The organism is Sphingomonas sp. ABOLH (genome assembly GCF_003951715.1).
Taxonomy (GTDB): domain Bacteria; phylum Pseudomonadota; class Alphaproteobacteria; order Sphingomonadales; family Sphingomonadaceae; genus Sphingomonas; species Sphingomonas hankookensis_A.
Genome location: NZ_QQWV01000069.1, coordinates 1 through 10,884, shown reverse-complemented (window position 1 = coordinate 10,884; position 10,884 = coordinate 1). Strand labels below are relative to the sequence as shown.

The following is a 10,884-nucleotide window of genomic DNA, read 5'->3' as shown; positions in this document are numbered from 1 at the left end:
CTGCAGCGGGAGCGGGTGCGGCGGGTGCCGGGGCGTGCTGCGCGGGGGCGGGTGCTGGCGTCGGCTGCGGCGCGGGGGCGTCCTTCTTCTGCCCGAAATAATTGTCGCCGAACGGGCCGCCGTCCTTGCCGAAGATCTGCGTCTTGATGCGTTCGAAAATGCCCATGGTCGTCTCCATTCCGGGTGGATTGACCCCCAACGGGCAGGCGGCGGATCGGCTCCCTGACGATACGCCATTGGTCTGACGGGCAGGGCACTCTATGTCATGGCCGATGGTACGCACCAAAACGCCGCCCGGCCTGCCCACGCGTGAGCAGATTATCGATTTCATCCAGACGTCGGATACCCCGGCGGGCAAGCGCGAGATCGCGCGCGCCTTCGGCCTGTCGGCGCAGCAGAAGATTTCGTTGAAGGCGCTGCTCAAGGACATGGCCGACGAGGGGCTGATCGACAGCGCGCCCGGCCGCGCCTTTCACAAGATGGGCGGCCTGCCCAAGGTGACGGTGCTGCGCGTCGCCGATGTCGATGACGGCGGCAATCTCTGGGCGGTGCCCGAACGCTGGGAGGCGGAGACGCCTCCGCCGCGCGTCCGCGTGCGTGAGCGCGGCCGGCGCAGCGCACTGGGCATCGGCGACCGCATCCTGGCGCGGACGGAGGAAGCCGGGAACGGCTGGGCCGCCTACCCGATGAAGAAGCTCGACCGCGCGGCCGAAGCGGTGCTGGGCGTGCTGCGCGCCGAGGGCGACAAGCTATGGCTGCAGGGCGTCGACAAGAAGGAACGCCGTGAGGTGCCGGTGTCCGACGCCGGCGGTGCGGCGCCCGGCGATCTGGTGCTGGCGGCGATGGCCGGCCGCCCGCCGCGCATCACCGCGCGGGTCGTCGAACGGCTGGGCGATCCGTTCGAGGCGCGCAGCTTCTCGCTGATTGCGATCCACAAGCACGGCATTCCCGACGTCTTTTCGGAGGAGGTGCTGGCGGAGGCGCGGAAGGTAGCGGGATATCCGATCAAATCCTCCCCGCCCCGCGGGGAGGGGGACCGTCCGCAGGACGGTGAAGGGCGCGCGCCGCAGGATGCAGCGGGGGCGGATGCGGACACCCCCCTCCACCAGCCTGTGGCTGGTCCCCCTCCCCGCGAAGCGGGAAGGATTTCGGGCCGCGAAGACCTGCGTCACCTTCCCATCGTCGCGATCGATCCGATCGACGCGCGCGACCATGACGATGCGGTCTGGGCGAAGGCCGACGACAGCGAAGACAATGCAGGCGGCTGGCAGGCGATCGTCGCCATTGCCGACGTATCCTTCTATGTCCGCCCCGGCTCCGAACTCGACAAGTCGGCGCGCTCGCGTGGCAACAGCGTCTATTTCCCCGACCGGGTCGTGCCGATGCTGCCCGAAATCCTGTCGGCCGACGTCTGTTCGCTGAAGGCCGGACAGGACCGTGCGGCGCTGGTCTGCCACCTGACCATCGCGAAGGACGGGACGCTCAGGAAATGGCGCTTCACCCGCGCGGTGATCCGGGTTGCCGCCAACATCGCCTATGAACATGCGCAGGCCGCGATCGACGGCGCGGCGGACGCCCCGGTGCCGGCCGAACTGGTCGAGAACGCGCTGAAACCGCTCTGGGCGTGCTGGGCGGCGCTGGCGAAGGCACGGGCGAAGCGCGAGCCGCTCGACCTCGACCTGCCCGAACGGCGCATCGTGCTGGACGAGAAGGGCCGCATCCTCTCGGTCGCCCCGCGCGAACGGCTCGATTCGATGCGGCTGATCGAGGATTACATGATCGCCGCCAATGTCGCGGCGGCCAAGGCGCTGGAGGCGAAGAAGGCGCCGGTCATGTACCGCGTCCACGAACCGCCGACGCGCGAGAAGCTGGTGGCGCTGAAGGACTATCTCGAAACCTTCGACGTGCCGTTCGCGCTGGGGCAGGTGATCCGCCCCGCGACGTTCAACCATGTCCTCGACCGGATCGGCGAGGCCGATTTCCGACCGCAGGTGATGGAGCAGATTCTCCGCACCCAGACGCAGGCGTTCTACGGTCCGCAGAATCATGGCCATTTCGGGCTTGGTCTCGGCAGCTATGCCCACTTCACGTCGCCGATCCGCCGCTATGCCGATCTGATCGTCCATCGCTCGCTGGTCGGCAGCTATGGCCTGGGCGAAGGGGCGCTGCCCGCCGACGACGCCGCGAACATGGAACGGGTGGGCGAGGCGATCAGCGGCCTCGAGCGCCGCGCGATGGAGGCGGAGCGCGAGACCGTCGACCGTTATGTCGCCGCGTACCTCGCCGAACATGTCGGCACGGTGATGGAGGCGCGGATCACCGGCGTCGCCAGCTTCGGCTTCTTCGCCACGGTCGAGGGGGTGGGCGGCGACGGCCTGGTCCCCGCGCGCGACCTGGGCACCGAATATTTCCGGTTCGACGAAAGCTCGCAATCGCTGATCGGCGACCAGAGCGGCGAGACCTTCGCCGCCGGACAGCGGCTGCAACTGCGGCTGGCTGAGGCCAATCCGGTATCGGGTGCGCTGCGCTTCGAACTGCCCGATGGCAAGGGGTCGGCGGGGAGCGACCGGCGCAAGGGACCGCCGCAGCGCATGTTGAAACGCCGCGGGCGTCCGGCCAATATCCGCCATCAGGGCCGCAAGCGATGAACGTCGCGGTGCAGGACGTCCCGGCGCGCAACCGTCGCGGCCGGTTCCGCCGCTGGTGGCGGATCAACGTCATCGGATCGGTCGATCACGATGCGGTGCTGCGCCAGGTGGCCGAGGAGGCGGGCTGGTCGCCGCGCTATGGGTTGATGATCGTGCTGTCGATGGCGCTGTCGCTGCTGGGGCTGTTGATGCCGTCGGTCGCGGTGCTGATCGGCGCGATGCTGATCTCGCCGCTGATGATGCCGATCATTGGCCTCGGCTTCGGTATCGCGGTGCTCGACGTGCCCGACATCCGCAAGTCGCTGATCGCGCTGGCGATCGGGGCGGGGCTGGCGGTCGGGCTGTCGGCGCTGCTGGTCGCGCTGTCGCCGATCCAGACGATCACGACCGAGATTGCCGGGCGGACGCGGCCGACGCTGTTCGACCTGCTCGTCGCGTTCCTGTCGGCCATCGCCGGTGCCTATGCATTGATCCGCGGGCGTGGGGCGACGGTGGTCGGGGTCGCGATCGCCATCGCGCTGATGCCGCCTTTGTGCGTCGTCGGCTTCGGCATCGCGACCGATAATGCGACGGTGGCGGGCGGGGCGCTGCTGCTGTTCTTCACCAACCTCATCACCATCGCGCTGACCGCCGCCGCGATGGCGCGGATCTACGGCTTTGGCCGGCACCTGACGCCGCGCAACACCACGTTCCAGATCGTGCTGTTCGTCGGCGCGATGCTGGCGCTGTCGGTGCCGCTGGTCGCGGCGTTGCGCCAGATCGCGTTCGAGTCGGTCGCGCAGCGACAGGTGCGCAGCGCGATCCTGTCGCGCTTTCCGGGCGAAGCGCGGCTCAGCCAGCTCGAAATCACCTATGACCGGAGCGCTGTGCGGGTGCGTGCGGTGGTGCTGACGCCGAAGCTCGACCCGCAGGCCGATGGCGCGCTCGCCGCGCAACTGGGGCAGCGGCTGGACCGGCGGCTCGACCTGCATGTCGACCAGATCCGCAGCTCGATGGACCAGCAGGCGACCGAGGCGGCGCAGATCGCCAAGGTCAACGAACGTGCCGGCGCGACCTTCGGCCCGGTGCGCGACCGGATCATGGCGCAGGTGGCGCTGGTCACCGGTGCGGCGGTCGATGCGATGCAGGTCGATGACGCCGGCCGCAGCGTCCGCGCGGTCGCCGCAGAGCTGCCGGGTTTGCCGCCGCGCGGCTATCGCGCGATCGAGGCGCGCGCCCGCGCCGCCGCGCCGGGTTGGCAGGTCGAGGTCGTGCCACCGATCGCCGGCGATGCGCCGCCGCCGATCGCCTATCAGGCCGGCGTGGCCGATGCCCGCGCGCTGGACGACGCGGCATGGCTGTCGGCGCGGTTGAACCGGGGGATCGTCGTCAGCGGCGGCACGACCGCGCAGCGCGACGCGCTGGTCGCCGGGATCGGCGCGCGCGGTGGCCGGGCGGTGGCGGGCGCGCCGGCCGGAGCATTGTCGCTGGCATGGGAACCGGTCGCGAGCGAATGACCGGCGGTGGTTTCTTCCAGGAAAACGATCATTGTCATCTCGCTGTCACGCCCGGTTAGCGCCTGATTCACCGGGCGCACCTATCGCTTGCCAGGCAATGGTTCAGCATACCCGCCTCGACCCGGCTTTGATGGCCGATCATCTGACGATCGGTCATGACGCGACCCTGACGCAGGTCGTCGACCGGTTCCGGCGCCATCATGACCTGCGCCTGCTGGCGGTGCTCGACGAACGGCGGCAGCCGGTGGGGGTGCTGCGCGAGCTGGATGTGCGCGAACTGCTGTTCAACCCGTTCGGCCATGCCCTGCTGCGCAACCCCAGTTTCGGCGATGCCATCGCGCAGCTGATCCGCCCGGCGACCGTCACCGATCACGACACGCCGCTGCCCGATCTGCTGGCGATGCACAGCGACCGGGGCGTCGTGCTGGTGCAGCACGGGACGTTCCTCGCGCTGCTCGATCCCGAACAGCTGTTGCGCATGGCCAGCCGCTGGCATGGCGACGCATCGGCGCTGGCGCAGGCGCGGTCGCAGCGGGTCCATGCCGCCGCCAATGCGTTCGAGGCGGGGATCAAGGCGCTGGCGAACGATATCGGCACCGCCTGCAGCGCGATCGGCCGGGTCGCCGCCGAGCTGGACCAGCGTGCCACCACGACCCATGGCAGCGCCGCATCGGTCGCCGCCGCCGCGCACCAGACGGCGGTCGGCATGGTCGATATCGAACAGCGCGGCCGGGCGCTGGCCCAGTCTATCGAACGCATTACCCGCGACGCGGGCGAGGCGCTGCGCCTGCGCGAACAGGCGAGCGCGGCGGTCGAGCGCACCGGCACGCAGGTCCGATCGCTGTCCGACGTGGCGACCACGATCGAGGAAATGCTGGCGCTGATCCGCGGCCTTGCCAAGCAGACCAACCTGCTGGCGCTGAATGCCGGGATCGAGGCGGCGCGCGCCGGGGCGGCCGGCACGGGCTTCGCGGTCGTCGCGGGCGAGGTGAAGTCGCTGGCGCGTCAGACCGAAGCGGCGGCGGGCGATATCGCACGCCGGGTGGATGCGGTCCACCTGCTGCTGGGTGACGTGGGGCAGGGGCAGGCGGCGGTGCAGAGCGCCATCGCGGCGATCGGCCAGATCACCACGACCATCGGCACGGCCGTCGCCGCCGAGCGCAGGACCACCCAGGCGATCGCCGAACGGGTCGAGGAAGCGCGCGGGGCGGGCGCCGACATCGACGCCAGGGCCGGGGCGATCGCCGCGGCGGCGGACGGCATCGGCGACCGGGCGGGCATGCTCACGCGGCTGGTGGAGGGACTGTCGGGGCTCAGCCGGCAGTTGCAGGGGCGGGCGAGCGAATTGGTGTCGGCGGTGGCGTGAGGGGGCTACCCTCCTCTCCCGTTTGCTTCGAGCGCAGGTTCGAGCCTGTCGAGAACCGAAGTCGAGAAGGGGTTGCCCCAAACTCAGGGTTCTCGACGGACGCTTCTCGACAAGCTCGAAGCTGCTCGAACCGAACGGTTGAGGTGGGAATGCAGCGCTCCAACCCGGCCGTCAGCCCGGACTCGATCCGGGGTTCCGCCTTATTTCCGGCGGTCGGGAAGAAGCGGGACCCCGGATCAAGTCCGGGGTGATGAAGAGGAGCGTAGCGCCGCTACCTTACCCTCACCCTGCCTCTTGAAACTGCAGATTCGCCAACCGCGCATACAGCCCGCCTTGCGCGATCAACTCGCCATGTCGGCCGCTCTCGACGATCCGACCCTGATCCATCACGATGATCCGCGACGCCGCGCGTACCGTCGCCAGCCGGTGCGCGATGACGAGGGTCGTCCGGTTCGCCATCAGCCGGTCGAGCGCATCCTGCACCAGCCGCTCGCTCTCGGCATCGAGCGCCGAGGTCGCTTCGTCCAGCAACAGGATCGGCGCGTCGCGCAGCAGCGCGCGGGCGATCGCCACCCGCTGCCGCTGGCCCCCCGACAGCCGTGCCCCGCCTTCGCCCAGATAGGTGTCGAGACCGTCGGGCAAGTCGCGCAGAAACGCACTGGCATTGGCGGCATCGGCGGCGGCCCAGAGCTGTTCGTCGCTCGCATCCCAGCGGCCGTAGCGCAGATTGTCGCGGGCGGAGGCGGCGAAGATCACGGTTTCCTGCGGGACCATCGCGATCCGCGCGCGCACCGCCGCCGGATCTGCATCGCGAACATCGACGCCATCGACCGCGACGCGGCCGGCTTCTGGATCGTAGAAGCGTTGGATCAGCTGGAACAGCGTCGACTTGCCGGCACCCGACGGGCCCACCACCGCCACCGTCTCCCCCGGCGTCACGTCGAGCGTGAAATCGGTCAGCGCGGCGACTTCCGGGCGGGTCGGATAATGGAAGGTGACGCCTGCGAACGCCACCGCGCCGCGCGCCGGTTCGGGCAGCGCGACCGGATTGGCCGGCGCGGCGATGACCGGGCGTTGCGCCAACAGGTCGGCCAGCCGCCCGGCGGCACCCGATGCACGCAGCAAATCGCCATAGACTTCGGTCAGCGCGCCGAACGACCCGGTCACCAGCGCAGCGGTCAGCACGAAGGCGGTGATCGCGCCGCCGGTCGTCCGCCCCGCCGCGACGTCGCTGACCGCATCCCACATGATGAGGGTGATCGCGGCGAACAACATGCCGATGACGAAGGCGGTCATGATCGCCCGCGTCGCGAACCGTTTCTTGGCGGTGGCGAAGCCGCGATCAACCGCATCGGCGAAGCGTTCGCTCTCGCGGCGTTCCTGCCCGAACGCCTGCACGATCTTCATCGCGCCCAGCGTCTCCGACGCGACCGTCCCGATGTCGGCGATCCGGTCCTGGCTGCTGCGCGACAATTTGCGCACCCGCCCGCCCAGCCACATGATCGGCAGCACGATCACCGGGATGCCGACGATCAGGTAGAGCGTCAGCTTGGGTTGCAGGCTGAAGAGATAGATGACCCCGCCGACGCCGACCAGCAGGTTGCGCAGCGCGACCGATACGGTGGTGCTGACGATCCCCTCGACGATCGCGGTGTCGGCGGTCAGGCGCGACGCGATCTCGGACGGGCGGTTTTCCTCGAACCAGCCGGGCGACAGTGTCAGCAGGTTGCGATGCACCGCCAGCCGCAGATCGGCGACGGTCCGTTCGCCCAGCCACGACACGAAATAGAACCGCCCGGCGGTCGCGATCGCCAGCACGACGACGACGCCCAGCAGCCCTTCGAAATAGACGCCGATCTCGCTGACGCTCGCCCCTTCGGCAAAGCCGTTGTCGACCACCTTCTGAAAGGTGCGCGGGATCCACAATGTCGCGACCGCGGCGGTGACCAGCGACACCAGCGCGCCGACCAGTTGCAGCTTGTAGCGGATGGTGAAGCGCCAGATCAGCCGGAGCGCCGGCAGCATCTTCGCACGATCGGGGGCAGGGGGCGTGTCGGCCATGGCGCTGCCTAGCGCCTGGGGCGGGCGACCGCAAAGGGAACCTCCGACCCCGTCATTGCTTCAACGTATCGAAGGGACGCGATGATGTGTCCACGCATGCGCTTTCAGCGCAGGGACAGATTTGGCGTGCGACGTTCGAAGCGTTGCCGATGGCAACGAATCGCTATATTTTCACTGGTACGGGTAGTCCCCGTCAGAGAAGGTCCGGGGATGCCCATGTTGTACGACGCTTATGAATGGCAACGCTCGCTGCTGGCCGGGGCCAGCGCGATGGCGAATTTCAGCGCGGGGCTGTTGCAGAACCCCAGCAATCCGTTCGCCTATTTCGGTGGTGGCCCGGTGCTGGGATCGGCGTTGCAGGTGTTCGCCCATGCCGCCGCGCCGCGCGGCAAGCCGGCCTTCGGCCTCACCACCACGACGATCGACAGCAAGCCGGTGGCGGTGCGCGAGGAGATCGTGCTGCGCCGCCCGTTCGGGCAGCTCAAGCGCTTCGTCCGCGAAGGGGTGGAGGGCAGCCCCAAGCTGCTGATCGTCGCGCCGATGAGCGGCCATTATGCGACGCTGCTGCGCGGCACGGTCGAACGCATGCTCCCCTTCGCCGATGTCTACATCACCGACTGGCGCGATGCGAAGCTGGTGCCGGTCGGCGACGGCAGCTTCGACCTCGACGACTATATCGACTATGTCATCGCCTTCCTCGAAAAGATCGGCGAGACGGGCGATGCCCGCGCGCATGTGCTGGCGGTGTGCCAGCCCTCGGTCCCGGTCTATGCCGCGACCGCGCTGATGGGGGCGGACGAGCATCCCAACCGGCCGCGCACGCTGACCATGATGGGCGGGCCGATCGACACGCGGCAGGCGCCGACCGCGGTCAACATTCTGGCGACCGAACGGCCGCACGCGTGGTTCGAACAGAATGTCATCGCGACCGTGCCGATGACTTATCCCGGTGCCGGTCGCCGCGTCTATCCGGGCTTCCTGCAGCTGGCCGGCTTCATGAGCATGAACCTGGGCAGCCACATGATCTCGCACTGGGAGATGTTCAAGCATCTGGTGCAGGGTGATGGCGAAGGCGCGGGCGCGACCCAGCGTTTCTATGACGAATATCGCGCGGTGTGCGACATGACCGCCGAATTCTATCTCCAGACGATCGACCTGGTGTTCCAGACCCATGCCCTGCCCGAAGGAACGATGAAGCATCGCGGGCGGCCGGTCGATCCGGGCGCGATCACCGACACCGCGATCCTCGCGATCGAGGGCGAGCGCGACGATATTTCGGGATTGGGCCAGACCCGCGCCGCGCTGACGCTGGCGACCGCGCTGCCCGACGACATGAAGCAGTACCATATGGCGCCCGAGGTCGGCCATTACGGTATCTTCAACGGATCGAAATGGCGCAACCGCATCGCGCCGGTGCTGGAGGAATGGATCGCCCGCCACGACGGCTGATCCGTTAGTTCGGGTACAAGGAACGGGAAGGGCGGGGGCTGCAAGACCCCCGCCCTTCGTCCATTCAGACGTCGACGACGGCGTGGCTGCCGGCTTCGTCCCCGCCCTTGATCGTCTGGCCGGTGAACATCTTCAGCTTGCCGAGCAGCGACTGGTCGGTTTCCCACACCTCGGCATCGTCGAGGTCGAAGCGCAGCATCAGCAGCGACGGGTCCTGCCGGCCCTGTTCGTACCAAGCCTCGACCTGCTTCGACCAATATTTGTCGATGATGGCCGGATCGCTTTCCTCGGTCAGCGTGCCTGCGATGCAGGCGAACAGGTCGTGCCCCTTGGCGACGAACTGCACCATCGCCGGACCGCCCTCGGCTGCACGGTTGTCGCGCTTGGTATAGAACCAGAATTCGCTGTGCGCGTCCTCGTCCAGCACGGCGTACATCGGTTCGGCATGCTGGTGCTTGCCGGTCAGGCCCAGCATGACATAGGGGCTGGCCGCCATCGCCTTCCACATGGCGTCGCGGATTTCGGCGGGGCTCTTGTTCGACATGGATTTTCCTTCCTGGGTAGGTGACCCGACAACGACCCAGAACGCACAGGTTTCCCGCGAAGACGGCGCATGCAAATCCCATTGCGCAACGCGCCGGACTTCCCTAGTGCCTCCCCACCGCGCAACGCGCGGTCGCTGGGGCGTCGCCAAGCGGTAAGGCACCGGTTTTTGGTACCGGCATTCGTAGGTTCGAATCCTGCCGCCCCAGCCAATTTGCCATCTAAGTTATTGTTTTAGCGGCAGAAAATTGGTCTCAGCCACTGGATTGGGCCGGTGGGTGTGACGGCTCCATGTGGAGATGCCGTGCCTGCAATTCAAAATGTCGAGCGCAGAGGCGCCGTCTATTACTGGCGCCGTACCGTCCGTTTTCAGGTTGGTAAGCCTTTCACCCTACGCCTCAGCCTCCGAACTACCGCCCAGGCGGTGGCGCGCAGCATGGGGTGCGCGATGACCGCGAAGAGCGAGACTTTGAAAATGACCTTGGGCCAGGACGGCGGAGCCGCAAGCCTGACAACGACCCAAAAGGCCGGGATCTTCCGTAGGGCGATGGAGGAGATGCGCGACCATCTCGAGTTGGTCCACGTCGGATTCCAGCGTACTGATCCGAACGCCACCTTTTTGATCGAGGGCCTCGTCGGCATCTACGAAGCAATGCTCCGGGATTTCGTCGTGAATGGCGTCCCAACGAACGTCGGTAGTCGCGAGCATGTCGAGGCGCGATTTCCAAGCCTGACGGACGACCAGAAGGAGACACTGATCGACTTCTTTGCCGATCGACCAGACTGGCGTGACCGGTCCCTCGACAAGGCCGCGTGTGACCTTCGCGCGTCAGGCGTATGCGAAACCGCCGACAATCTCGACATTGCCCGGAAGGTCAATCTCGAAGGACGGCTCGCCGCCGCTCTCGAATATCGGCGGCGACTGGTCGATCCCGCAACGATGTGGACTGGCATGATCGACGATCGCGCCGCGTCTGGGCCGATGCCCTTCGCTGCGGTTGCCGCTGTACCCGCGGCCGTTGCTACCACGGCGCCGCCGCCGGAGTCCCAGGTCGCCGAGCCATGGGCATCGATGACGCCGACCCAAGCGGCGGAACGCTTCATCGCCGACAATCCCAAGATCGTTGGTGACGCGAGGCGGAAGGCGCGCTGGACCGCGAAGACCCGGACGCAATTCCTGTCAGCGGCGCGCCTGTGTCAATCGGCGTCCAAAAAGGACCCCCTATCGGCGTCCAAAAGGGACCCCCTTCGTCGAGCAGCGTTACGGGTATGACGGGTGCACCGTTCGCGCTGGTTGCGGCGTAGGGCGGGCGTAGCCCGA

7 protein-coding genes and 1 tRNA gene are annotated in these 10,884 nt (G+C 67.9%); 6 read left to right on the top strand and 2 right to left on the bottom strand.

The window, feature by feature from the left end:
• Positions 1-272: 272 nt before the first annotated feature.
• From CA237_RS18645 to CA237_RS18635, 3 genes are all read left to right on the top strand, one after another.
• The gene (locus tag CA237_RS18645; RefSeq protein WP_241215555.1) at positions 273-2,648 is read left to right on the top strand and encodes a VacB/RNase II family 3'-5' exoribonuclease; all 2,376 of its coding nucleotides are present in this window, start codon (positions 273-275) and stop codon (positions 2,646-2,648) included.
• Positions 2,645-4,144, top strand: coding sequence for a DUF389 domain-containing protein (locus tag CA237_RS18640; protein WP_066690181.1), 1,500 nt, complete (start codon positions 2,645-2,647; stop codon positions 4,142-4,144). Before CA237_RS18645 ends, CA237_RS18640 begins: the two co-directional genes overlap by 4 nt.
• A gap of 97 nt (positions 4,145-4,241) precedes the next feature.
• Positions 4,242-5,510, top strand: a complete 1,269-nt coding sequence (locus CA237_RS18635) for a methyl-accepting chemotaxis protein (RefSeq protein ID WP_066690179.1) — start codon at positions 4,242-4,244, stop codon at positions 5,508-5,510.
• A gap of 282 nt (positions 5,511-5,792) precedes the next feature.
• Here the strand turns inward: CA237_RS18635 and CA237_RS18630 are convergent, their stop codons facing one another.
• Positions 5,793-7,571: an ABC transporter transmembrane domain-containing protein gene (locus CA237_RS18630; RefSeq protein ID WP_066690177.1), complete on the bottom strand. Its 1,779-nt coding sequence runs from the start codon at positions 7,569-7,571 to the stop codon at positions 5,793-5,795.
• A 216-nt stretch (positions 7,572-7,787) separates the two neighbouring features.
• Here CA237_RS18630 and phaZ point away from each other — a divergent pair, with 216 nt between their 5' ends.
• A complete protein-coding gene (gene phaZ / locus CA237_RS18625; RefSeq protein WP_066690175.1) occupies positions 7,788-9,020 on the top strand; it encodes a polyhydroxyalkanoate depolymerase in 1,233 nt (410 codons plus the stop codon).
• Positions 9,021-9,084: 64 nt separating this feature from the next.
• Here the strand turns inward: phaZ and CA237_RS18620 are convergent, their stop codons facing one another.
• Positions 9,085-9,564: a pyridoxamine 5'-phosphate oxidase family protein gene (locus CA237_RS18620; protein ID WP_066690172.1), complete on the bottom strand. Its 480-nt coding sequence runs from the start codon at positions 9,562-9,564 to the stop codon at positions 9,085-9,087.
• A gap of 136 nt (positions 9,565-9,700) precedes the next feature.
• Here CA237_RS18620 and CA237_RS18615 point away from each other — a divergent pair.
• Together CA237_RS18615 and CA237_RS18610 are read left to right on the top strand one after the other, a co-directional pair.
• Positions 9,701-9,775, top strand: a tRNA-Gln gene (locus CA237_RS18615).
• Between the two features lie 236 nt (positions 9,776-10,011).
• Complete coding sequence (locus tag CA237_RS18610; RefSeq protein WP_164523923.1) at positions 10,012-10,836, top strand: hypothetical protein; 825 nt, start codon at positions 10,012-10,014, stop codon at positions 10,834-10,836.
• Positions 10,837-10,884: the final 48 nt, after the last annotated feature.

Excerpts from the sequence above, each read along its gene's own strand:
- CA237_RS18645 (WP_241215555.1), top strand. The coding sequence starts at position 273 with ATGGTACGCACCAAAACGCCGCCCGGCCTGCCCACGCGTGAGCAGATT.
- CA237_RS18640 (WP_066690181.1), top strand. The coding sequence starts at position 2,645 with ATGAACGTCGCGGTGCAGGACGTCCCGGCGCGCAACCGTCGCGGCCGG.
- CA237_RS18635 (WP_066690179.1), top strand. The coding sequence starts at position 4,242 with ATGGTTCAGCATACCCGCCTCGACCCGGCTTTGATGGCCGATCATCTG.
- CA237_RS18630 (WP_066690177.1), bottom strand. The coding sequence starts at position 7,571 with ATGGCCGACACGCCCCCTGCCCCCGATCGTGCGAAGATGCTGCCGGCG.
- phaZ (WP_066690175.1), top strand. The coding sequence starts at position 7,788 with ATGTTGTACGACGCTTATGAATGGCAACGCTCGCTGCTGGCCGGGGCC.
- CA237_RS18620 (WP_066690172.1), bottom strand. The coding sequence starts at position 9,564 with ATGTCGAACAAGAGCCCCGCCGAAATCCGCGACGCCATGTGGAAGGCG.
- CA237_RS18610 (WP_164523923.1), top strand. The coding sequence starts at position 10,012 with ATGACCGCGAAGAGCGAGACTTTGAAAATGACCTTGGGCCAGGACGGC.